Annotated in this window: 25 protein-coding genes; 12 read left to right on the plus strand and 13 right to left on the minus strand. The window is 63.6% G+C overall.

The annotated features are described in order from the left end of the window. Window positions 1-5 precede the first annotated feature (5 nt). Window positions 6-2999 (plus strand): phospholipase D-like domain-containing protein, encoded by a 2994-nt coding sequence (locus tag CBM2594_RS19770; RefSeq protein WP_116358491.1) that lies wholly within the window; start codon window positions 6-8, stop codon window positions 2997-2999. A 259-nt stretch (window positions 3000-3258) separates the two neighbouring features. Continuing rightward, on the plus strand, window positions 3259-4422 hold the full coding sequence (locus tag CBM2594_RS19775) for a T6SS immunity protein Tli4 family protein (RefSeq protein WP_232346686.1): 1164 nt from the start codon (window positions 3259-3261) through the stop codon (window positions 4420-4422). 383 nt (window positions 4423-4805) lie between these two features. On the opposite strand, the gene CBM2594_RS19780 is transcribed toward CBM2594_RS19775, so the two are convergent. Continuing rightward, the gene (locus CBM2594_RS19780) at window positions 4806-4988 is read right to left on the minus strand and encodes a hypothetical protein (RefSeq protein WP_198048176.1); all 183 of its coding nucleotides are present in this window, start codon (window positions 4986-4988) and stop codon (window positions 4806-4808) included. Window positions 4989-5535: 547 nt separating this feature from the next. Here CBM2594_RS19780 and CBM2594_RS19785 point away from each other — a divergent pair. The 6 genes from CBM2594_RS19785 to CBM2594_RS19810 all read left to right on the plus strand — a co-directional run bounded on the left by CBM2594_RS19785 (window position 5536) and on the right by CBM2594_RS19810 (window position 10688). Further along, entirely contained in the window at window positions 5536-6885 is a 1350-nt protein-coding gene (locus tag CBM2594_RS19785; protein WP_232346687.1) for a T6SS immunity protein Tli4 family protein, read from the plus strand. Window positions 6886-6920: 35 nt separating this feature from the next. Next, window positions 6921-7487 carry a DUF3304 domain-containing protein gene (locus tag CBM2594_RS19790; protein WP_116358494.1) on the plus strand — a complete coding sequence of 189 codons (567 nt, stop codon included), beginning with the start codon at window positions 6921-6923 and terminating at the stop codon, window positions 7485-7487. Between the two features lie 83 nt (window positions 7488-7570). After that, entirely contained in the window at window positions 7571-8407 is an 837-nt protein-coding gene (locus CBM2594_RS26880; protein ID WP_232346688.1) for a DUF3304 domain-containing protein, read from the plus strand. Between the two features lie 340 nt (window positions 8408-8747). Next, the gene (locus tag CBM2594_RS19800; RefSeq protein WP_116358495.1) at window positions 8748-9863 is read left to right on the plus strand and encodes an NADH:flavin oxidoreductase/NADH oxidase; all 1116 of its coding nucleotides are present in this window, start codon (window positions 8748-8750) and stop codon (window positions 9861-9863) included. A gap of 27 nt (window positions 9864-9890) precedes the next feature. Continuing rightward, on the plus strand, window positions 9891-10313 hold the full coding sequence (locus tag CBM2594_RS19805) for a VOC family protein (RefSeq protein ID WP_116358496.1): 423 nt from the start codon (window positions 9891-9893) through the stop codon (window positions 10311-10313). A gap of 207 nt (window positions 10314-10520) precedes the next feature. Next, a complete protein-coding gene (locus tag CBM2594_RS19810; protein ID WP_010812488.1) occupies window positions 10521-10688 on the plus strand; it encodes a hypothetical protein in 168 nt (55 codons plus the stop codon). 32 nt (window positions 10689-10720) lie between these two features. On the opposite strand, the gene CBM2594_RS19815 is transcribed toward CBM2594_RS19810, so the two are convergent. The 5 genes from CBM2594_RS19815 to CBM2594_RS19835 all read right to left on the minus strand — a co-directional run bounded on the left by CBM2594_RS19815 (window position 10721) and on the right by CBM2594_RS19835 (window position 16792). Further along, on the minus strand, window positions 10721-12562 hold the full coding sequence (locus CBM2594_RS19815; RefSeq protein WP_116358497.1) for an ATP-binding response regulator: 1842 nt from the start codon (window positions 12560-12562) through the stop codon (window positions 10721-10723). 10 nt (window positions 12563-12572) lie between these two features. Continuing rightward, window positions 12573-13205, minus strand: coding sequence for a response regulator (locus CBM2594_RS19820; protein WP_116358498.1), 633 nt, complete (start codon window positions 13203-13205; stop codon window positions 12573-12575). A 293-nt stretch (window positions 13206-13498) separates the two neighbouring features. Beyond that, a complete protein-coding gene (locus CBM2594_RS19825; RefSeq protein WP_116358499.1) occupies window positions 13499-15106 on the minus strand; it encodes a hypothetical protein in 1608 nt (535 codons plus the stop codon). Between the two features lie 206 nt (window positions 15107-15312). Next, window positions 15313-15957 (minus strand): AraC family transcriptional regulator, encoded by a 645-nt coding sequence (locus CBM2594_RS19830; protein ID WP_116358500.1) that lies wholly within the window; start codon window positions 15955-15957, stop codon window positions 15313-15315. 118 nt (window positions 15958-16075) lie between these two features. Further along, complete coding sequence (locus tag CBM2594_RS19835) at window positions 16076-16792, minus strand: Crp/Fnr family transcriptional regulator (RefSeq protein ID WP_116359698.1); 717 nt, start codon at window positions 16790-16792, stop codon at window positions 16076-16078. A gap of 209 nt (window positions 16793-17001) precedes the next feature. Between CBM2594_RS19835 and CBM2594_RS19840 the strand changes: the two genes are divergently transcribed. After that, entirely contained in the window at window positions 17002-18636 is a 1635-nt protein-coding gene (locus tag CBM2594_RS19840; protein WP_116358501.1) for an acyl-CoA synthetase, read from the plus strand. Window positions 18637-18670: 34 nt separating this feature from the next. Here CBM2594_RS19840 and CBM2594_RS19845 read toward each other — a convergent pair whose 3' ends face one another. Beyond that, window positions 18671-18949, minus strand: coding sequence for a hypothetical protein (locus tag CBM2594_RS19845; protein ID WP_116358502.1), 279 nt, complete (start codon window positions 18947-18949; stop codon window positions 18671-18673). Window positions 18950-19189: 240 nt separating this feature from the next. Next, entirely contained in the window at window positions 19190-19438 is a 249-nt protein-coding gene (locus CBM2594_RS19850; protein ID WP_116358503.1) for a hypothetical protein, read from the minus strand. A 135-nt stretch (window positions 19439-19573) separates the two neighbouring features. Between CBM2594_RS19850 and CBM2594_RS19855 the strand changes: the two genes are divergently transcribed. Continuing rightward, complete coding sequence (locus tag CBM2594_RS19855; protein ID WP_116358504.1) at window positions 19574-20701, plus strand: AGE family epimerase/isomerase; 1128 nt, start codon at window positions 19574-19576, stop codon at window positions 20699-20701. A 152-nt stretch (window positions 20702-20853) separates the two neighbouring features. On the opposite strand, the gene CBM2594_RS19860 is transcribed toward CBM2594_RS19855, so the two are convergent. The 5 genes from CBM2594_RS19860 to CBM2594_RS19880 form a co-directional block, all read right to left on the minus strand. After that, window positions 20854-21123, minus strand: coding sequence for a hypothetical protein (locus CBM2594_RS19860; protein WP_232346689.1), 270 nt, complete (start codon window positions 21121-21123; stop codon window positions 20854-20856). Between the two features lie 86 nt (window positions 21124-21209). After that, entirely contained in the window at window positions 21210-21578 is a 369-nt protein-coding gene (locus CBM2594_RS19865; RefSeq protein ID WP_116358505.1) for a hypothetical protein, read from the minus strand. Between the two features lie 64 nt (window positions 21579-21642). Continuing rightward, window positions 21643-22335: an alpha/beta hydrolase gene (locus tag CBM2594_RS19870; RefSeq protein WP_116358506.1), complete on the minus strand. Its 693-nt coding sequence runs from the start codon at window positions 22333-22335 to the stop codon at window positions 21643-21645. 120 nt (window positions 22336-22455) lie between these two features. After that, window positions 22456-22740: a hypothetical protein gene (locus CBM2594_RS19875; protein WP_116358507.1), complete on the minus strand. Its 285-nt coding sequence runs from the start codon at window positions 22738-22740 to the stop codon at window positions 22456-22458. A gap of 150 nt (window positions 22741-22890) precedes the next feature. After that, window positions 22891-23817 carry an alpha/beta hydrolase gene (locus CBM2594_RS19880; RefSeq protein WP_116358508.1) on the minus strand — a complete coding sequence of 309 codons (927 nt, stop codon included), beginning with the start codon at window positions 23815-23817 and terminating at the stop codon, window positions 22891-22893. Window positions 23818-24175: 358 nt separating this feature from the next. Between CBM2594_RS19880 and CBM2594_RS19885 the strand changes: the two genes are divergently transcribed. Beyond that, window positions 24176-24562: a hypothetical protein gene (locus CBM2594_RS19885; RefSeq protein ID WP_116358509.1), complete on the plus strand. Its 387-nt coding sequence runs from the start codon at window positions 24176-24178 to the stop codon at window positions 24560-24562. Window positions 24563-24832: 270 nt separating this feature from the next. Further along, a complete protein-coding gene (locus CBM2594_RS19890) occupies window positions 24833-25414 on the plus strand; it encodes a TetR/AcrR family transcriptional regulator (RefSeq protein WP_116358510.1) in 582 nt (193 codons plus the stop codon). The last annotated feature ends 74 nt before the right edge of the window (window positions 25415-25488 follow it).

The raw sequence follows: 25488 nt of genomic DNA on the forward strand, positions 1-25488 counted from the left end.
AAGCTATGGGTGCGCCAGACAAGCAGGTGTATCAGATCCTTGGTGAAGACCAGAAGGCCGCAAAGACCGCGACCTCTGCGCCCGGCTGCTTCGTGCACGGCAAGGACGTCTTCTCCGAGCCCTTGAAGGGCAACGCGGTGCAGTTCTTTGTCACGGGCACAGAGTACTTCGACAACGTTGCCAAGGCGATAGAAGGCGCACAGTCCAGCGTGTTCATCACCGGCTGGCAAGTGAACTTCGACGTTGTGCTTACCGGCAAGAAGACGCTCTGGACCTGCCTGCGCACCGCCGTCCGGAATGGGGCCAGCGTCTACGTAATGCCCTGGATGTCTCCCAAGGTTGGTGTCGACACGGGAGACCTCGAAACCGCGTTAACTGTGATTCAACTCAACGCCGGGCTGCCGACACCCCGGGCCTTCGTCTTGCCGGCAGTGTCGCAGTGTGATCAGCCTGGCGCCTTGGGCATTGCCTTCTCGCATCACCAGAAGCTGGTGGTTATTGACAACAAAGTTGCGTTTGTGGGCGGCATCGATCTTGCCTATGGCAGGCGCGACGATGGCAAATATTCGCTCAAGGCCGAGGGACGGCAGGGCAGCGAGTTCTATAACAGTTGCGTGCCTCCGATTCATAGCCTCAGCAGCGTAGAACAAACCGCATACCTGACACGCGCCGAACTGGTGGCGGCTTGCTTCGACAACAAGGCCGGTCGCGCCGCGCAATTCCTGCTTTCCGCACCAATGAAGCCGCTGGCAGGTGCGATGGATGCGTATTCCGCGGTAAGCGACAAGGTCAAGGACGCCAACAAGCAGTTCTCCGACTGGTGGGTAACTAGCGACGTCGTACCGGAATTCGTGCGCAAAGCCCAGGACAAGGTCATCGACGCAGCCCAGGAAACCGCAGCCAATGCAAGCCAGTGGGCCTATCAGCAACTGGGCGCAACGCTGCAGACCAAGGTGGAGAAATTGCGCGAATACGGCGGCGCGCAACTGGCGGATGCAACCACCGCACTGATGGCATGGCTGAATGGCGCTACCCTTGATAGCTTGCCGCCGAGCCTGCTGCAGAATACAGCCGATACGATCCAGGCCTTTGTCATGCGCCTGGTGCTGGCCCTGCAGGCGGAAGGCAGCCAGCGCAAGCAGTGCTATGCGAACCTGGAGAAGCTCGGCAAACTCTTGCCGGCCGGCGGAAAGTGTCCTGACAGCAGCGTACAGCCCCGCATGCCATGGCATGACGTGCATTGCCGTATCGAAGGACCATCGGTCTATGACCTGAGCCGCAATTTCGTACGGCGCTGGAACGGCGTGGCCCTGCAGTACGAGCGCAGCGATGGCAGGACAGTCGACGCGCTGCTTAGGCAACTCGGCATCACGGCCCGCCTCAAGGCGCCCCGCATCGGAGCTGCACACCGGCCTGTCCGATCCAAGACTCAGCCGGGGTCATGCTGGGTCCAGGTCCTCCGAAGCGCCCCGAAGAAAATGCGCGTCGCCGAAGCTGCCGGAGAGGCGGAAAAGACTACGCCGAGCGTTGCGGAAAGCAGCTGCCTGAGCGCAATGCTGAAGAACATCGAAGGCGCGTCGCATTTCATCTATATCGAGGGGCAGTTCTTTCAGTCCGATTATGGGAGCACGGTGATCGGAGAGGAAGAGGCGGGCGGTGGTGCTCCTGTTTCAGGGCCGATGCATGCGTTGTTGGACGTCAAAGGCTCGCCGGGGTACCAGAAATATGCCGCGCAACTTGGCATCCTGGGAGTGCCACCTGCACAGATCTATAAGTCCCTCAAATGGAGCCAGATCGACGACGTCCAGCGGGACGTCAGGGGAGGCGGCGCCGATTTTGTCAATGACCTGAAGCGGGTCATGGCCACGCAAGCGCAGATTGCCGGATTTAGTGCTCTGGGGCCTTCCCAGAAGTCCCTGAAGAACCCGATTTGCAAGGCGTTGGGTGATCGTATTACACGTGCGATCTACGATGGCAAGCCGTTCCATGTCTACATGGTGCTCCCTGTGCATCCGGAAGGGACACTGGACACGATCAACATCATGACGCAACAGCATCTGACGATGCAGTCGCTGGTGTTTGGAAGCCATAGTCTGGTGAACCGGGTTCGGCGGGCGTTGTTGGCGATGAAGTATGTGCGTGAGCGGAAGATGGAGCTGAAGAGGGCAAGAGAGTTGGCAAATGAGGTAAAGCCTACCGTGCTCGATGAACAGATTCGGCAGATCGAATGGGAGCAGTACCTGACACTGCTCAACTTGCGTAATTGGGACGTATTGAACAATAGGCCTGTGACCGAACAGATATACGTCCACAGCAAGTTATTAATCGCTGATGATCGCGTAGTGGTTCTTGGCAGTGCAAATATCAATGACCGAAGCCAGCTTGGAGACCGAGACTCGGAATTGGCTGTCATTATTCATGATGACAAACCAGCATCTGCGCAGCTAGACGGCCAACATACGCAAGCGGTCGGAACGCTCGCGAGAGAGTTGCGTAAGGCATTATGGAGGAAGCACTTCGGATTGATGGGTGGTGCTGCGCCAGCCGGAAAACTCGACACACCAGCCATACTTGAAGCGCCTGCTAACCGAGACACTTGGCAAGCGATCAAAACCTTGTCCACCGCAAATGCTGAGGCATACGCAAAGGCCTTTTCGTATCTCCCCAAACCTCGAAGCCGCAGTTCAATATGGGCCACGTGGGATAGTGACGAAGGCATACTTAAAGGCTACATGCCATTTAATGAGCGGTTTTGGCGCCCGGAACAACCGCGCGATGAGAGCTTCACTTGGGATGCCAAGCAGCGTTTGCCGGAGCAAAGGCCGACGGGGATTCGAGGATTTATTGTTGCCTTGCCAGTCCTATGGACGCTTGGCGAAAACAACGATTCCAAGATGAATTTAACTACATTGGCGAATGTGGACTTGGAAAAAAAGACGGATCGCGTCCGGCAGACCGCGGCGGTAGCTCTTCCCAAATCGGATAATGCCAGCACGTAAGTTAGAGTTAGGAAATTTATTGATGGACAGAAGAACACCAAAGCAGATCTTGAGCAGAATAGCTTGCCTTTGTGCTGTTATGGCATTGCCAGTATGCAGTCAAAGCGGTCAGGCTGGCGAGCCGAAGATTACATCAGGTATAGACCGCTTTGGCAAGCGTGTGGAGATACCGAATCCCAGCCGTGAAGACCGACTAACAGCCTTGGCGCCCACGTATGTCAAGCCGGCAGGTCATAGGTCGGAATGCCTAGGTAGATTGATGTTTGACACCTCCAAGAAGATGTCATTGGAATGGGCTATCTCGTCTGAGACCAGTAAAAACGGATCTTTCGAGGGGATTTTTCAGCATTTTGATAATGGCACTGGTAAGGGGAGGATTCAAATAGAATCCAAGCAATTGAATACTGTATTCGCGGTATATGGCCCCTTGAGCCCAAAGTTACGTGAAGAGTTTTTGAATTATAGGGAGGAAATGAATACCGCTGCGCTCAGCGGGCTGCGACGTGCCCTGGAGCTGCAGAAGGAAACAGAAGACATGTATAAGCGGAGACCTGAGCTCCTCGAACCCGGGATCAAGGAGCATGTGGCTGAGGAAAGAGCAAGGCTCGAAAAAGAGCTTGCAGATATCAAGTCTGGTCAACATCGAAAGGTGATCGACCTACGCCGCCCCAATAGTGCAGCGTTTCGAGCCAACCTTAAAGCCGCCAAGCCATATTTTCGCGGCGCAATTGTGTTGGGCAATCACATTGTTGCCTTCCAGTCGATGTTGAGAGGTTTTGAAAACTATGTTGAGCCCACAGAAGATCAATGGCAAATCGCCGAGAATGCCCTGCGCGAGCTGATTAGCCAACTCCAACCGCGCGACCTCTACGAGATCCCGAAGGAACCAGGCTTCTGTCTGCCCTATGTGTTCCTGCGCGACGACGGTACCTATGGCAATAAAATTTCCACATCCTTCCGCCTGGCAGATAGCCCAGCAGTCATCTACACGCTTAGTGTCGCCGCCATCCCTGGAGGTGGTGCATCTGAAACCACGCTTCTAAACGCCACTGGTCGCTCGGCCACCGGGTTGCTCAGCCAATTGCCCGAAAACACTACGGTGAAACAGCGTATCGGTCCTCGTCCGGCCAAGATCGGGGCATTGACCTCAGAGCAGGGAGGAATTGTGGTGGAAGCTAAGCGTCTGGGCCAGCCGCCGCGCGAAGGCTATCACGTCTACACAGGATACGCAGGATGGGCCGGCTCGCAGATCTTGCCGACCATCGAGGTGGTGATGGAGTCGGCAGCCCGCGCTTCGTACCCGAAGCTGACGATGGACGCACCACCCTATGAGCAGGCGCGCCCACGGCTGGATGCCTTGCTCAAGAGCATCCGTCTGCGGCCGACTACTCCGCCGATGCCGGAGTTGGTCGGCATCCAGTAGTTGGGTGATCAAAAGCGCTTTCCTGATCTTTAAATGGTTCTACCCTTTGGTCCCAGTTAACTTCGACGTTGTGCTTACCGGCAAGAAGACGCTCTGGACGTGCCCGCGCACCGCCGTCCGGAACGGATGGCGCTGTGCAAACGGCTACACAAAATCCGAGCTCGTGACCATCGGTCCCTTTCCTGTACTCGACGTTCGCTCATGCGTTCTATGACCTGAGCCGCAATTTCGTACGGCGCTGGAATGGCGTGGCCCTGCAGTACTAGCGCAGCGATGGCAGAACGGTCGACGCGCTGCTTAGGCAACTCGGCATCACGGCCCGCCTCAAGGCACCCCGCATCGGAGCTGCACACCGGCCTGTCCGATCCAAGACTCAGCCGGGGTCATGCTGGGTCCAGGTCCTCCGAAGCGCCCCGAAGAAAATGCGGGTCGCCGAAGCTGCCGGAGAGGCGGAAAAGACTACGCCGAGCGTTGCGGAAAGCAGTTGCCTGAGCGCAATGCTGAAGAATATCGAAGGCGCGTCGCATTTCATCTATATTGAGGGCCAGTTTTTTCAGTCCGCTCATGGGAGTACGATGATCGGGAACGAGGAGGCGGACGGCGGTGCCCCTGTTTCGGGACCGATGCATGCATTGATGGACCTCAAAGGCTCGCCGGGGTACCAGAAATATGCCGCGCAACTTGGCATCCTGGGAGTGCCACCTACACAGATCTATAAGTCCCCTCAAATGAAGCCAGATCGACGACGTCCAGCGGGACGTCAGGGGAGGCGGCGCCGATTTTAATGAGCGTTTTTGGCGTAGGCCGCAACCGCGCGACGAAAGTTTTACTTGGGATGCCAACAAGCTGCTAGCTGAGAAAACTCCAATCGGTATTTTCGGTTTCATTGCTGCGTTCCCCATCTTGTGGACGTTAGGGGAGAACAACGACTCCAAGATGAATTTGACTACACTGGCTAATGCTGACCCACAAGCGGAAGGTGGCAAGGCGCAGCAAACAGCAGCGCTACCTTCGTCAGGCTCAGAAAGAGTCAGCGTATAAGCACGAGGGACACCGGTGAAAAACAGAATTCTAATGCATAGATCACATTGTATAGCCGCTTTCAGTGCTGCGATGGCATTAAGCGCCTGCGGGCAGCAGGGGCAAGCGCAAGAAACGAAAACCACGTTTAGTGCAAATCGCTCTGGCAGTCGTGTGGAGATTCCCAGCCCCAGCAATGAGGATAAGCTGGCAGCAAAAGCGCCGGGATACGTGAGCCCTGAAAATAGCCGAGTGGAGTGCTTTGGGCGACTGATGTTCGATGTGCCGGGTAGTGTGCGATTTGAGTGGGCAATTCCTTATAAGGCAAGTCATCAAGATACTTTCGATAACCTGGTTCAGTACTTTGAAAATGGAACAGGAAAGGGGCGTATCGAAATTGAGACTAAAGAATTGCTCACCACATTTTCTGTCTACGGCCCGGTAACACGTGAGTTGCGCGAGAAATTTCTAGACTATAGGGCGCGCATGAATGCGGCGTCGTTGAGTGGATTGTTGAGCGCACTCGAGCAACAAAAGAAGACCGAGGACATGTACAAAGAGCGGCCGGAACTTCTTGGTCCAGGTATAAGGGAGCATGTTGCAGAGGAGAGAGCAAGGCTTGAGAAAGACATTGCGGAAATCAAAGCTGACCGCTACCAGAAAGCGATCGACCTTGGAAGAGCGAACAGCGTGGCGCTGCGTCACGATCAGCGTCGAGGAGGGGCTTCTTATCTGCGCGGTGCCCTAGTACTGGGTAAGCATTTGATCGCCTTTGAGTCGATGTTGAAAGGGAACATCCCGCAGTTCGAAGAGCCCACAGAAGCTCAATGGCAAGTCGCCGAGAATGCCCTTCGCAAACTAGTCGGTCAACTTCAACCCCGAGACCTTTACGAAATTCCAAAGGACCGAGGCTTCTGCCTGCCCTATGCGTTCTTGCGCGACGACGGCACTTATGGCAACAAGATCTCCACCTCCTTCCGGTTGGCCGATAGTCCTGCAGTCATCTACACCCTCAGCGTAGCCGTAATTCCAGGCGGTGAGGCATCGGAAACGACGATACTGAATGCGGCCGGCCGCTCGGCCACTGGGCTGCTCAGCCATTTGCCCGAAGACACAACGGTGAAGCAGCGTCTAGGCCCTCGTCCCGCCAAGATCGGCGCACTGACTTCAGAGCAGGGCGGCATCGTGGTGGAAGTCAAACGTCCCGGCCAGCCACCGCGCGAAGGCTATCACGTGTACACCGGATACGCCGGATGGGCTGGCTCGCAGATCTTGCCGACCATTGAGGTGGTGATGGAGTCGGCATCCCGCGCCTCGTACCCCAAACTGACTAAGGACGCGCCACCCTACGACCAGTCCCGCCCGCGGCTGGACGCCTTGCTCAAGAGCATCCGCTTGCGGCCGACAACTCCGCCGATGCCGGAGTTGGCCGGCATCCAGTAGTGTCGTGGTCAGGGCGTTTTTTTGTGGAGTCATTGATGCTGACATCTGCACGGGAGCATTCCAGGCATGGTCCTCCGATAATAATAATGGCGATTGCCCTGGCAGCATTAAGCATGCTGGTTGGCGCCTGCAGCAAGAGCGAGGGATTGGAGGATGACATGGCTGCGTCCAGCATAACTGCCTACAATCATACGCCTGACTATATTCATCAGTTCTATATCGACGATGCGTGGGGAGGCAATTCCTTCGCATATGGCGGAGGGGGAGGTTTTGTTTGTTGCGTTACCTACCCAAGGAAGTGGCATCAAGGCTTGTCTGTCAAGGTCCGGTGGACCATCTCAAGTTCGGATCCGAATGCGACGGGCGCGGAGGCTGAGGAGACGTGGCACGAGGCTATTGTGCCAATCGAGAAATACGACAAGCCGGGGAACGTTAACGTCCATTTTCTACCGAATGGAAACGTGAGGCTAATCATCTCGAGTAAGGGCGCGGGCCATCCCGACTATCCCGGTCCCGACTACCCAGTTAAGCCCCCGGACTTCCATTTCGAGCCGTGGCGCGGGGCTGCAAGCGAGGCCGAAGCCCGTGCTCGTTCGCGCTAGGCGCACCGTGTGCTCCAGGAAAATCCCGATGACCCTCCATTACTTCCGCCAGAACAACTGCCCTTGTACCCGAAGGAGCGACAATGAGTGCGTTTCAGCCCGGCTGGTATGGACTCAGCTTTAATGCCGCTACGCGTGATGTTCGCTGTGGATATTCCAAGACCGCGACCGCGTTGACGGCTGAGTGGTCTGTCGAGAGCAGCGGTCACCAGACGCCGTTGTGGCTCGATTCGTCGGGACTGGATGGGCCCGGCAGGCCCGCGGTCTGGTCACCGAGCTTCCGCCGGCTCGCCTCGGCAACGACCACAGACTGGTGGGACTGTTCTTTGATGGCATCCAATAACTACGTGGTGGGAGATATGCTGACAAAGAGGTTTCGGATGGCTGCTCTGCTATCCAAAGACGCATACACGGACCGATGGCGCGCGGCGAGGTTTTCAACTGATCTGTTCATACTCAAATGGCGCACCCTAGGCCTGGTCCTGACGATGTCAATGCTTGCCGCCTGTGGCTCGCATGAGGTCGGTGTCAATGTTGTGGGATACAACCATACTGCGCGGGATATTGGTCACTTCAGCGTGAACGGCCGTGGGGGCGGATTTATTGCAGCCCATGAGGGCGGTGGGAAATTCGCCTGCTGTGTGCCTGTCCCCCAGCCATGGAAACCAGGATTAACCGCGACAGTGGGTTGGACGGATGAATACGACGAAAATTATCAAGAACGCGTTGTGCCCGTACCGCGCTATGACGATATTGGAGACGTTGCCGTCCACTTCCTCAGGAACGGGGAAGTTAAGGTGTTCGTCACCATGTATGCACTGTGGCACCCGGACTATCCTTTGAGAGGACCGGACGTACAACTCGCGCCTGGCCGAGAGCCAACCGGGCCTTTTGGCCAGACAAAGGGCATTTCGAACTGAGCAGAGTCTCACATCAGAGTGAAGTTGGCGCCTTTTTCAAGAGCAACGGTTGGAGCTCCGCTCCGATCTCCAGGTTCTTTGGCAAGGAAGTAGCGGCCAGGGCTCCAACATTGGGCTCTTGAGACCCTGTAAGTTGGGCCGTTCCCCGCACGCCCTCGCCTTTTGTATCGACTGCTCAATACCGTTCCATACGCGGACGATGCAAAACCTGCCCACTAAGCGATCAATGCTCTAGGGCTGGGGGCACGGTGAGCATCGCCTGCAGCCACGCCGGCATCGGCCTAGAATCAGGATTCTTGTCAGCCAGGACAGCCAGATTCCCCCCAAAGGAGTACCACGCATGAGCCACCTGTTCGAGCCGCTCGCCATCGGCGGCCTGACCCTTGCCAATCGCATCACCATCGCGCCAATGTGCCAGTACTCCGCGCACGACGGCAATGCGGGCGACTGGCACATGATCCACCTGGGCTCGCTGGCGCTGTCGGGCGCGGGCATGCTGATCGTCGAGGCCACGGCGGTGTCGGCGGAAGCGCGGATCACGCCGCATGACCTGGGCTTGTATTCGGACGACAACGAAGCGGCGCTGGGTCGGGTGATTCACGCCATGCGCGCGCATTCGCCGATTGCGCTCGCGATCCAGCTGGGACACGCAGGCCGCAAGGCATCGAGCCAGGCGCCGTGGGATGGCGGTCAGCAGATTGCCCCCGATGCGGCCGGTGGCTGGCATACGGTGGCACCTTCAGCGGTGCCGCACGGCGCCGAGGAAGTCGCGCCCGTTGCGCTGGACCGTGCCGGCATGGACAAGGTGCGCGATGACTTTGTCGCCGCGGCAAGGCGCGCGGCGCGGCTGGGGCTGGATGGGATCGAGATCCACGCCGCGCATGGCTATCTGCTGCACCAGTTCCTGTCGCCGCTGGCCAACCATCGGGACGACGAATACGGCGGCAGCCTGGAGAACCGCATGCGCTTCCCGATTGAAGTCTTCGACGCGGTGCGCGAGGCGTTCCCGTCGGAGCGGCCAGTGTGGATGCGTATCTCGGCGACGGATTGGGTGCCGGGCGGATGGGATATCGAAGGCACAGTCGCCTTGTCGAAGGCGCTGAAGGCGCGCGGTTGCGCGGCGATCCACGTGACCACCGGCGGGGTCTCGCCGCAGCAGGCGATCAAGCTCGGGCCCGGCTACCAGGTGCCCTACGCGCAGCGGGTGAAAGCGGAGGTGGGCCTGCCGACGATTGCTGTGGGCCTCATCACCGAGCCGGAACAGGCCGAAGCCATCATCGCCAATCAGGAGGCCGACGCGGTATCGCTGGCGCGTGCCATGCTGTATGACCCCCGCTGGCCCTGGCATGCGGCGGCGCGCCTCGGTGCGAGCGTGCAGGCGCCGAAGCAATACTGGCGCTCGCAGCCGCGCGAGCTGAAGGACCTGTTCGCCGGCGCGGCGTTTGGGCAGCGCTAGGCGACGATCAATACATAAGGGGCAGCCATGAAACCAAGGATTACGCTGATCACGCTGGGTGTCGATGATCTGCAGCGTGCGGTGCGCTTCTATCGCGACGGACTTGGTTTGCCTACCGCGGGTATTGTCGGCGAGCAATTCGAGCACGGCGCGGTGGCGTTCTTTGACCTGCAGGCCGGGCTCAAGCTGGCGCTATGGCCGCGCGCCAGCCTGGCGCATGACGCCGGACTGCAGGTAACGTCGCGCGCGCTGACCGATTTCTCGCTGGCCCATAACGTCGCGGACAAGGCCGAAGTCGATGCGGTGATGGCGCAGGCACTGGCTGCGGGTGCCAGCGTGGTCAAGCCGGCACAGGATACCTTCTGGGGCGGATATGCCGGCTATTTCCATGATCCTGACGGGCATCTGTGGGAAATCGCATGGAATCCCGAGATGGTGCCGGCCGATTGAGCCGGCCTGCACCGCCGCTGGTGCGGCGCCGCAAAGGGATTTCCATAATTGCCACGCGCCGCCGAAGTGCGGACTATCCTTGCAACAGACAGCCATAGCACGCTGTCGACGGAGCGCCCCCACGCAGTTCCGCAATACCCCACGCATCTTGCCCCGTCGGCAGCCCACCGAAGTAGAGCAATAAGAACAATGGCAAGGGAGACGTCCATGCAAGTCTATGACAGCCTGCTGTATGTGACTGCGATGGTGCTGGTGTGTTTGTACGTGTATCTGGGCGTACTGTCCCGCAGCACGGCGATCCGGCTGGGATCTCCGGCGATCGTGGCGGGACTGGTGCTGGCCTATTCGCTGTCGCCGCTGCATTCGGGCGGTTGAAGGCTGCGGCCCCGGCGTGACCGGGGCGTGGTTCACTTCGCTACCGCCGCCTCGCGGTCTTCAGCGCGTTCGACCTGCTGCGGGAAGCCCCGCATCAGGGTGTCGATGGCCGTCTGCAGTTCCTGCGGCACCACTGGCTTGTGCAGCAGTGCGGTGCCGGTCGCGTGCGCAGTGCGCAGGCGGTCCGCAGCGGTATCCCCAGTGATGATGATGGCCGGCACATGGCGCCCCAGCCGCTGCCGGATCGCGTCCAGCGCCTGCTGTCCGGTGCGGTGTCCGCGCAGGCGGTAATCCGCCAGCACCAGCCCCGGCGTGAACGCGGCCAGCGCCGCCAGTGCCTGTTCTTCGGATTCGACGGCGCGGCACTCGCAGCGCCATGCCGACAGCAGTTCGGACATCGCGCTGCGGATGGCCTCGTCATCGTCGATTACCAGCACCTGCAGCCCATCGAGTGCGCGCGCTGACGGCGGGCGCGCAAGGTCTTCCGGGGCCTCGCATGTCTGCGGCATGCTGAAGCGAAACACCGATCCCCGCCCGGGGCGGGAAGCAAGCGTGACGCGCGTCTGCATCGTCCGCGCCAGGCCCTCGACAATGGCCAGTCCCAACCCAAGCCCCTTGCGCTGGTCGCGCTCGGGATTGCCCAGCTGGTGGAATTCCCGAAAGATGTCGCGGTGCTGGGCGGCGGGGATGCCGATGCCGGTGTCCCAGACTTCGATCGCCGCGCGCGCGCCGCGCCTGCGGCAGGCCACCAGCACGCCGCCTCGCTGCGTATAGCGGATGGCATTGGCAATCAGGTTGCGCAGCACCAGTTCGACCAGCGTGGGATCGCCATGGATGGTGACGGTGGTATCGCGCGTGCGGTACACCAGCCCGCGCGCCTCGGCCTGCGGCGCGAACTCGTTTTCCAGCTTGTGCAGCAGCGGCTGCAGCCGGAACGCACGGGCGCGGGGCGTGATCACGCCGGCCTCGAGCTTGGAGAAATCCAGCAGCGAGTTCAGCATCTCGCGCGCGGCGCCGGAAGACGCTTCGATATGCGCCAGCAGCTGGCGCTGGCGATCGTCCAGCCAGGTGCGGCCCAGCGATACCAGGAACAGCCCCATCGCGTGCAGCGGCTGGCGCAGGTCATGGCTGGCAGAGGCCAGGAACACCGATTTGGCGCGGCTGGCTTCTTCCGCCGCATGCTGCGCGGCCTCGGCGCGCGCAGTCTGTTCGCGCAGCTGCGCGATCAGTTCCACGTTCTCGAAGCGCAGCGCGATCGATTGCCGCGCCACGTGCGCATAGTTGCGCGCGAAGACCAGCAGCACGCCCAGGTACAGCGGCGTGGCAAGGAACATCGGCAGGTATTCGATATCGCCGGTGGCCATGAACGCGATCCAGACCGGCACGATCGCCGGCACGAAGAAACCGATGGCTACCGGCAGGCATGCCGAGAACACCGCGAGCGCGGCCGCACTCATGCCCGCGATCAGCGACAGGATGCAGATCACCACCGCCGGCATGCGCACGTCCAGGTACAGCCACGCCACCAGTCCCCACAGCGCGCCGATCAGCGCGAGCATCGCGGTCATGCCACGCGCATAGCGCGCCGCGCCGGCCTCGCTCAGCCGCGCGGGTAGCCGCAGCCGCCCGAAATACGCGACGGCGCAAACCAGGACCATCGCGCCGGCCCAGGGCAGGGCACCGGGGCGGTCTCCGTTCAGGCTCAGGCCCGCTGCCAGGATGATCGCTGCCAGCGAACAGCCCGCCATTGCGCAGCCGAAGCTCTGGTCGATCAGGCTCATCTGCGCCGCCAGGATGCGCGGGGCATCGTAGCGGGGCAGCCAGCGCAGCGGCTTGCGAGCAGGGGCGGCCGGGGTGGTTGTCTCCTCCGTCATCGCATCGCTTTCATCGCACCGCCTGCACCAGCCCGCGCCGCTGCGCTTCCAGGATGGCTTCGACGCGGCTGACCACGCCAAGATGATCGAGGATGGCCGCGACATGGACCCGCACGGTGTTTTCCGACAGGCCCAGATGCCAGGCAATGACCTTGTTCGAGCGGCCCAGCGTCAGTTGATGCAGCACCTCCAGCTGGCGCGGTGTGAGCGTGCTGGCAGCGTAGGACGCCTGGGGCGCTGCCCCGGCATTGGCCTCGCCGGAAAAATGCGTGCCGCCGGCCAGGCAGCACGCTATGGCTTCCTCGATCTCGTGCGCGTCCGCAGACTTCGGCAGGAAGCCGGCAATCTCGCGCCGCACCTCGGCCGGGATGATTTCCAGTCCCGACGTGCCCGACACGATCAGGATGCGCGCCGCCGGGAAATGCCGGCGCAAGACCTTGACGCCCTCGATGCCGTTCAGGCCGGGCATCTGGATGTCGAGCAGCACGATGTCGACCGCCGCGCCGCTGTGGTCCTGCACCGCCTGCATGACCGAGCCGGCCTCGATGATATGGGCCACGCTCGGGCTGTCGGCCAGCACCAGGCGCAGGCCGGTGCGGAACAGGGTATGGTCGTCGATCAGCAGCAGGCGGGCGTGGGGCATTGAAGAGAGCGGGTGCGAGGGGCGATCCATTGGACAAGAATCGCTGGCGCTTGTCCATGCAACCGGTGTGGGGGCGCAACTAGTCCGGAAAGATTATTGGCGCCGTGCAAAGGCGATGCAAAGATGCGAGCCGTGGGCAGTTCCGCGACGTGCCCGCACCACTTTTGCTACCCACTACCACCCGGCTGTGGGTATTTTTTTGCCGGCGAGAAAGAAAAAGGCCGGCACCGCATGGCGGCGCCGGCCTGGTCCGGTCCGGTGCAAAGCACCCGGACCGGCGTCTTGTGCCGCGGTTACGGACGGTTGACCGAGATATCGTAGAACAATCCGGTCACGGAAATGCCCAGGCTCAGGCCGGTATTGCCCGGGACCAGCGAGATCATCTCGGAGACATTGCTGGCGGGAGTGCGGTAGCGCAGGCCATTAGCCGGGTTGTTCATCTTCCAGCTGTCCAGGCGGTTGTCTTCCACGCGTTTGCGGGTATAGATGCCGGTCTGCGCATCCACCGAAGTCACCACCGTCGACCACGTGCCGGCATCTTCCAGCCTGGGCTCCAGGCCGCTATACAAGACCGAGTCCCAGTACGAGTTGGTCGTGCCCACCACCGGCAGGGGGCGCACCACCTGCTTGGCGGCGATCATGAAGCCGTCGTCGTGGGTGATCACGACCGTCACCTGGCCATCGGTGCCCTTGAATGCATAGGCAAGCTGCGAGCCGAGGCTGTCGGTGATCTTGAAGCTGCCGTCGGCATTGGCGCTGAGCGTCGGCAGTTCGTCAGGCAGCCATGCCTCGCAGTTGTCCACGCCGGAGCAGTCCGCACCCTTGGTCAGCTTGCCTGCAGCATCGATGCTGAAGGTCACGCGGCGCGATGCGTAGGGGGTTCCGCTGTTGTCGCGTTCCATGCCGAGACCGTTCCAGTCGCCAGCCAGGTCGGCCAGGGCAACGGCCTGTGCGGGCACCAGCAGGGTGGGCAGATCGCTCATCGGGCCCGCCGGGGGCACTGCCAGCGCGATGCCGGACTTGGCGACCATCACGGTGTTGGTGGCCCCGTTTGTGCCGGGCACGGTGAAGCGGCAGGCATCGTTGGCGACGGCGGTGAAGGGAACGCTTTCGTTGCCGACCTGCAGCTTCAGCGCGGCCGCGTCGAGGTCGCCGGCATCCGCCGCTGCGGAGCCCAGTCCGATCACATGGTATTTGCCCGTCTTCAGCCCGGCGCAGGTGGCCGCTGCCGGCTGCAGCGCGGTCTGGACCGCCGCCGCACCGGCATTGGAAGCCACGGCCGAAGACAGCTCACCCAGCGTCGTCTTCGACGCTTCCAGGCGATCGCCCAACTGGTCCAGCAGCTTGTCCTGCGCGTTGCCGGCATTGGCGCCGTTGGCGGCCACCAGCGGGTCCTTGAGCGGGTCGACGCTGCCCAGGTCGACCACGCCGGTGAGCACCAGGCGAACCGCCTCGGTGGCGCTGGTCAGGCTGCTGGCAGTGAGCTTGGCCTGTGCGCTGGCGTCGAACTGGTCGAAGAACGCGGTGGTGCTGCCCTGCGCCAGCGATGCCGTCACCAGCTCGGTCAGCGGCGTGATATTTGCCACGGCGCTGGCGCCGGTGCCCGCTTCCACCACCGAATGCAGCGTGGTGCCGTCAGGCGTCTTGACGCTGAGCACGCACGGGCGCGTGGCGCCGTCGATGCTGAGCGTGAAGGTGCCGTCCGCGGCGGTAGTGGCAGTGCCGGTGCCCGTTGCGCATTTGGCCTGCACGGTGGCATTGCCCAATGCCGCGCCCACGGCCGCGGTGCCGGTGATCTTGGTAGCGGCAGGTGCCGTGGACGTGGAGTCTCCGCCGCCGCCTCCGCACGCCGTCAGTACGGCTGCCGCCAGACCCGTCAAAAACAGATGTTTTGTTTTCATCCCTGGATTGTTTTCTGTGGTTTTTATGTGATGGCAGGGCGCTGCATGGTGGAACACTGGCTCGTGCAGGACCCCGCCCACAGGGAGGCTGACCCGCCCTGCGGGCGCGATTCTGCATGACATGGTTCAGCGTGCCCAACCCGCGTTGAGGTGATTGACAAAGCGCGTGCTGCGTGCCTTGGGGTTTGCCGCCGCAGACAGGGGAATCAGGCAGCCGCCCGCGCCAGCACCGGCCACGTTGCCGGCGGCGCAAGGGTCCGGCCCCCGGCCCGGCAATCGTCGAGCAACTGCGCGGCATCGATGCCGAACCAATTGTGCCAGCCGCGCGCCAGTGCGCTGGCCGAACGCAGGCCCGCATGCGCTGCCAGCTGGTCCAGCGCGGGCACCACGCCGCCGGCGCTGGCCAGCGCATGCAGCGCATGCGCGGCGCGTTGTTCGCGCAGCAGCGGATGCAGCGCCTCGCCTTCGGCAAAGAGTCGCGCGCGGACCAGGCGCGCCGGCACTTGCCATTGCGCTGCCAGGCGCTCGGCGTTCCAGTCGGTCTCGGGGCGGGAAAAGACCAGGCCGGCGAACTGGCGCGACCACGGGCGCTCGGCGGGCTTGCCGGCCAGGCGCGGGCAGTCGCTGTCCGGCACGGCGGTCAGGACGATGGCGCAGGGTTGCTGCCAGGTACCGGGCAGGTCGCAGTCGAAGTGGGCGAAGGCGTGCACCACGAACGGGTCGCCGGGCCGCACTTCGCGCCGCGCGTTGGCGTCGCGCAGGCTGGCCGTGCCGTGCAGCGCTTGCACATGGACGGCAAACGGAAAGCGCAGGCGGGCAAAGCGGACGTGGTGACGGCTGACAAGCGGCATGCGGAAGACGACCCGGAAGCTGGCGGCGGTGCGGCGGGTAACTGTCGCAGGATTCGGCGGGCGGCGCAAGGCCGCTGCTTTTTCGTTGGCAGGCGGTGCCGGGGCAGCGTGACAGGCGTTACAGCTCCGACATCCCGAAGTGGCGCAGCCGTGGCAGGTCGGTCACGCGGATGCTTTGGTACGACAAATGCACCATGCCCGCGTCGGCCAGCCGGCGCAGCGCCTGGTTGACGCGCTGGCGCGAGAGCCCGGTCAGCAGGCCGATTTCTTCCTGCGACAACTCCAGTACCGGGCTGGTGCGCGGATACAGGTCCGGATGGAACAGCTGGGCAATCGCTTGCGCCACGCGCGCATCGGCCCCCAGTAGGCGGTCGTTCTGCACGGTGGCGATGAACTGGCCCATGCGCTCGTTGAGCTGGCGCACGACAAAGCTGGCGAACGGCAGGCTCTGCGCCAGCAGTGTGTTGAAGACCGGCTCGGGCACCAGCAGCACCTGCGAGTCGCGGATCGCGATCACGTCATAGCGGCGGTCTTCGCGCTTGATCACGCTGCCTTCGCCGCACCAGCCGCCGGCCGGCACGCCGGAGAAGGTGCAGCCGCGGCCATCGGGCGTGTACACCGCCAGCTTGATCAGGCCGCTGTCCACGCCGATCCAGTGGCGCGATGGCTCGCCGCGCCGGGCGATGAAGCTGCCCGCGGCAAACGACTGCAGCAGGGTTTCGCGCGCGGCAAGGGCCTGGTGCGCGGGGGCGAGTTCGCCGAACCAGGCATGGCCGGCCAGGATCGCGGCGGGGGCCGGGGCGGGGAGGGAAGTGGGGTCTGCGGGTTCGCTCATGGCAGGGACGGGCGCGTCGCGCCGCATCCTGTAAGAATCGGGTAAGCCTTGCCTGGCGCGGGTTTGCGGCAGGTTTGTCGTCTCGACGACAGTGCGCCGGCGTGTGCGATGATAGCCTTGTGCCGGAAAAAGTGACAGCGCCGCAAGGCGCCCCGAAAGACAGCGCCCGAAACACCCGGGTTGACCCCGACAAGGCGGAGACACTAGCAATGCCAACCGATTTCGACAGCGGCCTGGGCCGCAACGCGGCCAATTTCGTGCCGCTTACTCCCATTGATTTCCTGGTCCGCGCCGCCGAGGTGTATGGCGAGCGCCTGGCCATCGTGCATGGCCCGCTGCGCCAGAACTGGCGTGACACGTATGCGCGCGCGCGGCGCCTGGCCAGCGCGCTGGCACGCGCCGGCGTCGGCAAGGGCGATACCGTGGCCGCGCTGCTGCCCAATACGCCGGCCATGGTCGAAGCGCATTTCGGCGTGCCGATGGCCGGTGCCGTGCTCAATGCGCTGAATATCCGCCTCGACGCCGCCAACCTGCTGTTCATGCTGCGCCATGGCGAAGCGCGCGTGCTGCTGGCCGATAGCGAGTTTGCCGACCTGGCGCGGCAGATGGCGCTGGAACTGCCGGGGCTGAAGGTGATTGCCGTGCACGACGTGCTGGGCCCGCAGGCGGCACCGTTCGGCGACACCGATTACGAAGCCTTCCTCGCCGGCGGCGACCCGGCGTACGCCTGGAAAATGCCCGCCGACGAATGGGACGCGATCGCGCTGAACTACACCTCCGGCACCACCGGCGACCCCAAGGGCGTGGTCTACCATCACCGCGGCGCGGCCATCAACGCCGTGTCCAACATCCTTGAGTGGGACCTGCCCAAGCATCCGGTCTACCTGTGGACGCTGCCGATGTTCCACTGCAACGGCTGGTGTTTCCCGTGGACGGTGGCGGCGCGCGCGGGCGTCAACGTGTGCCTGCGCAAGTTCGAGCCCAAGCTGGTGTTCGACCTGATGCGCGACGAGGGCGTGACCCACTACTGCGCCGCGCCGATCGTGCATACCGCGCTGGTCAACGCCCCCGCTGCATGGCGCGAGGGCGTGCGCGGCCCGGTGCGCGGCATGGTGGCCGGCGCGCCGCCGCCGGCCGCGGTGCTGGCGCAGATGGAGGCGATGGGCTTCGAGCTGACCCATGTCTACGGCCTGACCGAGGTCTACGGCCCGGCCGCCGTCTGCGCCGAGCAGGACGACTGGAGCACGCTGTCCGAGCAGGACCGTGCGGTCAAGAAGGCGCGCCAGGGCGTGCGCTACCACCTGCAGTCGCAGGTAGCGGTGCTAGATCCCGATTCCATGCAGCCGGTGCCGGCCGATGGCGAGACCATCGGCGAGATCATGTTCCGCGGCAATATCTGCATGAAGGGCTACCTCAAGAACGAAAAGGCCACGCGCGAAGCCTTCGCCGGCGGCTGGTTCCATACCGGCGACCTGGGCGTGTGCATGCCGGACGGCTATATCAAGATCAAGGACCGCAGCAAGGACATCATCATTTCCGGCGGCGAGAACATCTCCAGCGTGGAAGTCGAAGACGCGCTCTACCGCCATCCTGCAGTGCTGGCCGCCGCGGTGGTGGCCCAGCCCGATGCCAAGTGGGGCGAGACGCCGTGCGCCTTTGTCGAACTGAAGGACGGCGCCAGCGTCACCGCGGAAGAACTGATCGCGCATTGCCGCACGCTGCTGGCGGGCTTCAAGGTGCCCAAGGCGGTCTACTTCGGGCCCTTGCCCAAGACCTCGACCGGCAAGATCCAGAAGTTCGAGCTGCGCCGCAAGGTGAAGTCGGATTCGGCGATCGACGTCTGAAATGCAAGCGGCGCCATGCCGGCGCCGCGTTCGTTCAGCGCGCCCGCACTTCGGGCGGCGTTGCGGTTCTGGGCGGTTGATGCCAGTCCGGTCCGAAGTCGGGGAAGACCTCGCATTCGCCGCGCACGATGCTCTCGATGGTGGCGCATACGCATTCGGTGCCGCGCGGGCCCACGCAGACCAGGCTGCGCGGATGGTCGCTGTGCTGCGGAATGGCATAGACCCGCATGCCCTCGCGGAACAGCGGGTGCTTGGTGAGGCGTTCGTTCATCAGTTCAACGAAGCGCTGGGGCGTGACGACCGGCTTGTCCATTGCATGCTCCTGCGGCCTTGGCCGCCGTACCCATTTCTTGGGGCGGCATGGCGACCAGGTCAGTAAAGGCCAGGAAGATGACAGGCAGGTGGCAGAAAAGCGCACCGGGCAGCATCGCGTGCCCGGGACGTGGCCGGAACGGAAAATCGCGGGAACAGCATCGCCCGCGTTGCCACTGCCACGCTTCCAGACTAGCTCACGCGGCGCGTAGTGCAAGTCAATCGCGATATTTCGCGGGTTTCAGGTGATGCGCAGTTCGCCTGCGGCGCGCGGGCCGTCCAGGATGCCGTTGCCGGCGGCCCAGCATGCGGCTTCGGCTTCCGCATAGGAGCGGTAGGTGCCAGGCGCCGCAACCGTGCAGTCTTCGTCGGCGGCGCCGCAGCGTTCTTCCATGACGATGCGCCAGGTGAACTGGCCCGGTGCGTCCTCCAGGACATGGAGCACCAGGGTGCGGTGATCATCGGTCAGCGTGAGAGGCAGAGTCGACATGGGTGTCTCCCGTTCGCAGGTAGGCGCATTGATGCTAGCAACTGTGCGCCGCAAATGCCATGAAGGATTTACCGGCGCGCCGTGGCAAGATACGGCCTTTGCGGCAGTCGCCGCGCCGGATCTTGTCGCCAGACCATGCCTCTTTCGCCCGAGCTGAACCAACGGATCGCCGCCCTGACGGCGCACTACGACGGCGTCGTGCTGCCGCTGTGGACCGCCTCCGGCTGGAATCCCGACCTGTTGCTGCCATATGAAGCGCTCGACGGCGGCAGCGCCGCGCCGCTGCCGCCGTCGCGCTATCGCGCCATGGCCTGTGCGCGCCAGTTGTACGTGTTCTCGCTGGCCGGCGAGCAGGCGCACGCCGATACGCTGTTCGGCTCGCTGCAGGCCTACTTCGGCAACGGCGAGGGCGCGTGGATCTACAGCGTCGATCCGGCCGGCGCGCCGCTCGACAGCACGCGAGACCTCTACACCCATGCCTTCGTGATCTTCGCCTGCGCCGCGTATTACGCGCGCTTCGGCAACGCGGATGCGCTGGACGTGCTCGATGAAACCGTCGATATCGTCGAGGACCGCTTCGCCGACGGACAGGGCTTGTACCACGCCGCGCTGACCGAGCACTTCCGGCCCAGGGGCGCAGGCGTGCTGCAGAACCCGGTCATGCACCTGACCGAGGCCTACCTGGCCGCGCTGGATGCCACCGGCGACGAGTGGTACGCGGAGCGCCTGCGCGAGATCGCGATGGCGGTGCACGAGCGCTTTGTCGATCCCGCCAGCGGCTGCGTGGCGGAGCTGCCGCAGGGCAGGGCGGACAACCGCATCGAGCCCGGGCACCAGTTCGAGTGGTTCTCGCTGGTGGCCGGCAGGCCGGCGTTGTTTGGCGATTTGCCGCTAGCGGATGCGCTGCGCCGCGCCTTTGCGTTCGCGCGGCAGCATGGCGTGGCCGCGGGCACGCTGGGTGTCTGCGCGGCGCTGGATGCGGCCGGCGCACGAATCGACGGCACCGAGCGCATCTGGGCGCAGACCGAGTTCGCGCGCGCGCTGGCGGTGGATGGCTCGGCGCAGTCGCTGGCCACGCTGGCTGACTGGGCCGGGCAATTCCGCAACCGTTTCCTGTCCGAGCAGGGGTGGCATGAGTGCCTGGCGCCGACGGGCGACGTGGTGCGCGCCGAGATGCCTTCGACCTCGCCCTATCACCTGGCCACTTCATACCAGGCGCTGGCCGCGCTGGCCGGGCTGCAATGGCCCGCACAGCCGGCATGACACGGCGTGCGCACCTGGCCGTTGTCAATTCTTTGCAGTCGCCGGCAGAGCGCGCGTCTACACTCAAGCCCGCGCTCCGGCCCGCATCGAAATCCTTCTTAACTACCTGGTCGTCGTTCTGAAGTTGCGGGCCGGGGCGCGCCTGACCTGGCTCAGCGGGCGCTGGCCTGCTGCAGCGTCTCGGGGTGCCGGGCCGGCTGGCCCCGTTGCGATACTGGAGCGGGGGTACTGGCCTGGATCAGGCCAGCGCTTGCCGGCTTGACGCGGACAGCCATTTGCTCGACGCGCTTCTGGGCCTGCGTTTCGGCGTGGTCGTTCAGGATCAGGCACAGCAGCGTCAGCAAGGCTGCTGCGATCATGCTCAGCGCAATCCAGGCCAGGCAGTGCTTGCGTTCCATGGTGTCGGACAAGTGGGGCGTCATCAGTGCGCGCAGTTTAAGCGCGCGTGCGCCGGGCGATTGTCAACCTTTGCAAACGCTGCCGCCTTGCGGCTTGCCGGCAGTCGCCCTTATTCCGTGACGCCGTGCTCGTGCAGCAGCCGCTCGCATTCCTCGAGCATGTCGTAGGCGAACGCGGACTGGTAGTTGGGATCCAGCGCTTCCATCATCTCGTGCGCGGCATACAGGCCGGCTTCGCGCGACAGGGTCTCGGCAAGTTGCCGTGCAAGCTGGTCGCTCAGCTCGGACAGCAGGCGCCGTTCGGACAGCGGCAACTGCAGCTTCGAGCGCGACAGCCATTCGCCGGCCAGCGTGGCGCCCTGGGCGTCGGTCATCCAGGCGCGGTGTTCGTAGTAGGCCGACAGGCGTTCCGCCGCCAGCGCGAACAGCAGCGCCTTGCGGGTATTGAAATCGATCCGGCGGGGTGGGGCGAGGGTCATGCTTGCAGCTTGGTGCGGTACGAAGCGGGCGCGGCAGGGCCGGCCGTCGGCTTGTCGAATGGAATCAGGCGGACGCGGTGCCGGCCTGCGCAAAGCGCGAAGCCAGCCAGGCGCCGATATCGGCAATCTCTTCCAGGCAGACCGCATGGCCCATCGGATAGGTGTGCCACGTTACCGGATTCGGCCGCGCCTGCACGAAGTCCCTGGCGGCCACGCCAAGGGCCAGCGGCACCACGTCGTCCTGCGTGCCGTGCGCGGCGAACACCGGCGTGGCGGCGTTGGCGGGGTCTGCGTCGGATGCGAGCGCCGATGGCGCCGGCATGTAGGTGGACAGCGCGACGATGCCGGCCAGCGGCTCGGGGTGGGTCAGTCCGGCGGTGTAGGCGATGGCGCCGCCTTGCGAGAAGCCTGCCAGCACGATGCGCGCGGTCGGGATGCCGCGCGCATTCTCCCGGGCGATCAGCGCGCGAATGGCCTCGCAGGAAGCACGGATGCCGGATTCGTCGGCGCGGCGGCCAGCCTGGTCGAGGGAAACGATGTCATACCAGGCCGGCATGACATAGCCGCCATTGCAGGTCACCGGGATCGCCGGGGCATGCGGGAAGATAAAGCGCACGCCAGGCGCGGCCGGCAGCCGCAACTCGGGCACTACCGGGGCGAAGTCACTGCCGTCGGCGCCCAGCCCGTGCATCCAGATGACGGCACAGCCGGGATTGGGCGCGGTTTCAATTTCGATCGCGGGCAGCAGTTCGCTCATGGGGCCGGTTCCTGTGGTGAGTCTGCCTGCGCCATGCGGGCGTCAGGCAGCGCGAGTATCGCACAGGTCCGGACCTGGGTTGCCGCATGCCCCGGCACGCGCCGCGGCATGGGGTCCGCTTCAGGCCGCGGACGGAACGATCGGCACCGTGGTCAGGCCGGGCGTGCGCGCCGGCAGTTCGGGCATGGCCGGCGGCGTGGCGCGGCGCTTGTCGACCACGTCTTCCACGCCCTTGGCCGCGACATCCTCCAGGAACCCCACCATGTCGCGGTAGTAGGCCACCTGCATCTGTGCCTCGAGCAAGCGCCGTTCGGCCTGGAATAGCGTCAGCCTCATGTCTTGCAGTTCCCTTTCGGCAATTTTTTCCGGGCTCGGCGGACTGAACAAGTTTGCAAGCCAACGCATGGCAGTACCTCCAGTGCTGTCAACAGCGAGTTTGCGTGCTTTCGCCATGAGGACCAATATAGACAAGAAATCGAAAACGCGTCCCTCGGACACTTGGCCGTGGCGCCTCGCCCACAAGGATGATTGCCGCTCGCCGGACTCTACGTTAGATTAATCGGCCATGACGTGGCCGGCATCGCGCGATGGCAGCGACGGTGCTTCCGGACTGCCTGCCTGCGCGTGCATGAAGCGCAGGATCGGCGGCCAGAACGTGTCGATATGCTCGGGCAGGATGGCCGCATCGTGCGGCATGGCGTCGTGCATCACCAGCGCATGCAGATGCCTGGCAGCGCTGGCAACACGCTCCGCGTGGGGCGGCACGATGACCACGTCGTCACGGCTGTGCACCACCAGCAGCGGCCGTTCCAGCTTGCTCGCGCGCGCCGCGTTGTTCCACGGATCCGGCAGCAGCCACGCGGCCCACGCGGGGATGCGCCCGGTCTGCACCGCCGCCAGCCGTGCCGAGCTGAATCCTGCGGCTATCACATAGCCATCCGGCTGCGGATCGAAACGCCGCGCGACGTCCAGCAGGATGCCCGACCCCAGCGAATGTCCCAGCACCACGCGTCGTTTCGATTGCGGCGTGGCGGCGATGAACTGTCCATAGGCCACCAGTGCATCCTGGCGCAGCCGGCGCACGCTTGGCCGTCCGGTGCTGCGCCCATAGCCGCTGTAATCGAACACGTAGGAAGCAATGCCCGCATCGGCCAGCATGGCCTGCACCGGCTCCCAGTCCGGCAGGCATTCGTTGTCGCCATGGCACACCATCAGGGCCGGTGCTTCGGGGTCTGCCACCGGCATGAAGGCGGCGTGCAGGGTGCGGTCCCCGCTGGCGAACGTGGCCTTCCGCACCGTAGGGGTGGAGTTGCCGGGGGTGTCCGCCTGGCTTGTCTCATCCGTTGGCGTGACAAAGGCTTTGCGCTCCAGCGCACGAAACAGCAGATGCCGCGCAACGCCAGCGGCCACGGCCATGCCCGCTGCCGCGGCCAGCCAGCGGTGACGCGCGGTCAGGGGAACAGGGCGACGATCAGGGTTCATGGAGCGGGGCGCCGGAGATCTATTGCTTCAGGCTAGCAGGCCACGCTCTGCAAGTGAAGAACGGTTCATTTGCCTGGCCTTTCCCTGGCGAGCGCCGGGCGGCTATCCCTTCGATAGAAATCTTTTTTCTTGACTATCTACCTACCAGTAGATAGCATTCAGTCCATGGCACCGCTGCAACTGCCACCGAAAGCAAGAAAGTACGGAAATGTGGCGATTCCATGGCATGACCCGAGTGGTCATTTTTTCAGGCCGATAAATCTATCTACTAGTAGATGCGAGCCTGGAAAGCGACCCACCGAATAGCCACTGATACCGAATTGACGCGATCCGAAGCATCGCACCCCAGGAGCCCATCATGACCAAGACCGCCAAGACCCTGCTCACCGCCGCCACCCTTGCCGCCGCGCTCGCCGGCGGCGTGGCGCAGGCCGCCAGCGTGCAAGACAACGCCGGCGACAAGTACGGCTACAGCTACCGCGTCGGCAAGGCCGATGCCTTTACCGACGGGGCCCGCAGCGGCAAGTTCGATCCGTTCACGGAAGGCGCGCGCAGCGGCAAGTTCGATCCGTTCACCGAAGGCGCCCGCGTCGGCAAGACCGACCCGTACACCGACGGCTTCCGCACCGTGGCGGGCCTGGACCGCAGCGGCGTCTCGGCCGAGCCGGCCCGCAGCTTCGATCCGTACACCGACGGTGCGCGCGTCGGCAAGGCTGACCCCTATACCGACGGCGCGCTGGCCTGATTGCTGCCGGCGCTGGCCGGCGGCCCACCACTTACGATGGCGGCCAGTGGCCGCCGTCCGATGGAGTCCATCATGAGTTTGCGTGACAGCATCCTGTTGCTTGGCGGATGGCTGGTACTTTGCGTGACGAGTGGCTCGATGATCACCTTCGCCGCGCAGGTCCTGCCTGGCTAACGCCCTGTATTGCATCGTGCCCCGAGGCTAGGGAATTACCCCAGCCCCGGGGCATTTCAACTTGAGCGTCTATCTTCGCGTAGATAAACTGCTTGCATGAAACCCCAATCCGTACGCGAGCAATTGCTCGAGCACACCCTGATCCTGATCCGCCGGCGCGGCTTCAACGGCTTCAGCTACCGCGACCTGGCGGAGCTGGTGGGCGTGAAGACCTCCAGCATCCACTATTACTTTCCCACCAAGGAAGACCTGGTCCAGGAAGCGGTAAAGGAATACAGCGCCCGCCTGGCCGAGCGCATCCATGGCATCGACACCAGCCTGCCGGTCACCGAGCAGGCCGCGATCTACCTGGCGCCGTTCCGCGCCAGCTGCGGCTCGGACCAGATCTGCCTGTGCGGCATGCTGTCGACCGAGACCCTGTGCCTGCCCGAATCCGTTCACAAGATGCTGCAAGGCTTCTTCCTGCTGAACGAGCAATGGCTGGCCGGGCTGCTGAAGCGGGCCCAGCCCCATCGCAGCACGCCGTTCCCGGTACCGCCGGCGCGGCTGGCGCAAGTGGTGTTCGGCTCGCTGCAGAGCGGGCTGATCGCGGCACGCCTGTTCGGCACCTCGGACCGCGTTGAAGCCGCCGCCGACACGCTGATGGCGGCCGTATCCGATCAAGTTTGCGCGCGATAGCAGTGGCGCGTCTGAAGCCGTCATGTGGCGCGAGCCGCATGGCGGTTTTTTTATGCCCGCGTCGCGGGCCGCCA

The sequence above is a fragment of the Cupriavidus taiwanensis genome (assembly GCF_900249755.1).
Lineage (GTDB): Bacteria > Pseudomonadota > Gammaproteobacteria > Burkholderiales > Burkholderiaceae > Cupriavidus > Cupriavidus taiwanensis_D.

What these genes read in the sequence shown, in the direction of transcription:
- CBM2594_RS19770 (WP_116358491.1), top strand. Translation starts at nt 6, where the DNA reads ATGGGTGCGCCAGACAAGCAGGTGTATCAGATCCTTGGTGAAGACCAG.
- CBM2594_RS19775 (WP_232346686.1), top strand. Translation starts at nt 3,259, where the DNA reads ATGTTTGACACCTCCAAGAAGATGTCATTGGAATGGGCTATCTCGTCT.
- CBM2594_RS19780 (WP_198048176.1), bottom strand. Translation starts at nt 4,988, where the DNA reads ATGAGCGGACTGAAAAAACTGGCCCTCAATATAGATGAAATGCGACGC.
- CBM2594_RS19785 (WP_232346687.1), top strand. Translation starts at nt 5,536, where the DNA reads ATGGCATTAAGCGCCTGCGGGCAGCAGGGGCAAGCGCAAGAAACGAAA.
- CBM2594_RS19790 (WP_116358494.1), top strand. Translation starts at nt 6,921, where the DNA reads ATGCTGACATCTGCACGGGAGCATTCCAGGCATGGTCCTCCGATAATA.
- CBM2594_RS26880 (WP_232346688.1), top strand. Translation starts at nt 7,571, where the DNA reads ATGAGTGCGTTTCAGCCCGGCTGGTATGGACTCAGCTTTAATGCCGCT.
- CBM2594_RS19800 (WP_116358495.1), top strand. Translation starts at nt 8,748, where the DNA reads ATGAGCCACCTGTTCGAGCCGCTCGCCATCGGCGGCCTGACCCTTGCC.
- CBM2594_RS19805 (WP_116358496.1), top strand. Translation starts at nt 9,891, where the DNA reads ATGAAACCAAGGATTACGCTGATCACGCTGGGTGTCGATGATCTGCAG.
- CBM2594_RS19810 (WP_010812488.1), top strand. Translation starts at nt 10,521, where the DNA reads ATGCAAGTCTATGACAGCCTGCTGTATGTGACTGCGATGGTGCTGGTG.
- CBM2594_RS19815 (WP_116358497.1), bottom strand. Translation starts at nt 12,562, where the DNA reads ATGACGGAGGAGACAACCACCCCGGCCGCCCCTGCTCGCAAGCCGCTG.
- CBM2594_RS19820 (WP_116358498.1), bottom strand. Translation starts at nt 13,205, where the DNA reads ATGCCCCACGCCCGCCTGCTGCTGATCGACGACCATACCCTGTTCCGC.
- CBM2594_RS19825 (WP_116358499.1), bottom strand. Translation starts at nt 15,106, where the DNA reads ATGAAAACAAAACATCTGTTTTTGACGGGTCTGGCGGCAGCCGTACTG.
- CBM2594_RS19830 (WP_116358500.1), bottom strand. Translation starts at nt 15,957, where the DNA reads ATGCCGCTTGTCAGCCGTCACCACGTCCGCTTTGCCCGCCTGCGCTTT.
- CBM2594_RS19835 (WP_116359698.1), bottom strand. Translation starts at nt 16,792, where the DNA reads ATGAGCGAACCCGCAGACCCCACTTCCCTCCCCGCCCCGGCCCCCGCC.
- CBM2594_RS19840 (WP_116358501.1), top strand. Translation starts at nt 17,002, where the DNA reads ATGCCAACCGATTTCGACAGCGGCCTGGGCCGCAACGCGGCCAATTTC.
- CBM2594_RS19845 (WP_116358502.1), bottom strand. Translation starts at nt 18,949, where the DNA reads ATGGACAAGCCGGTCGTCACGCCCCAGCGCTTCGTTGAACTGATGAAC.
- CBM2594_RS19850 (WP_116358503.1), bottom strand. Translation starts at nt 19,438, where the DNA reads ATGTCGACTCTGCCTCTCACGCTGACCGATGATCACCGCACCCTGGTG.
- CBM2594_RS19855 (WP_116358504.1), top strand. Translation starts at nt 19,574, where the DNA reads ATGCCTCTTTCGCCCGAGCTGAACCAACGGATCGCCGCCCTGACGGCG.
- CBM2594_RS19860 (WP_232346689.1), bottom strand. Translation starts at nt 21,123, where the DNA reads ATGACGCCCCACTTGTCCGACACCATGGAACGCAAGCACTGCCTGGCC.
- CBM2594_RS19865 (WP_116358505.1), bottom strand. Translation starts at nt 21,578, where the DNA reads ATGACCCTCGCCCCACCCCGCCGGATCGATTTCAATACCCGCAAGGCG.
- CBM2594_RS19870 (WP_116358506.1), bottom strand. Translation starts at nt 22,335, where the DNA reads ATGAGCGAACTGCTGCCCGCGATCGAAATTGAAACCGCGCCCAATCCC.
- CBM2594_RS19875 (WP_116358507.1), bottom strand. Translation starts at nt 22,740, where the DNA reads ATGCGTTGGCTTGCAAACTTGTTCAGTCCGCCGAGCCCGGAAAAAATT.
- CBM2594_RS19880 (WP_116358508.1), bottom strand. Translation starts at nt 23,817, where the DNA reads ATGAACCCTGATCGTCGCCCTGTTCCCCTGACCGCGCGTCACCGCTGG.
- CBM2594_RS19885 (WP_116358509.1), top strand. Translation starts at nt 24,176, where the DNA reads ATGACCAAGACCGCCAAGACCCTGCTCACCGCCGCCACCCTTGCCGCC.
- CBM2594_RS19890 (WP_116358510.1), top strand. Translation starts at nt 24,833, where the DNA reads ATGAAACCCCAATCCGTACGCGAGCAATTGCTCGAGCACACCCTGATC.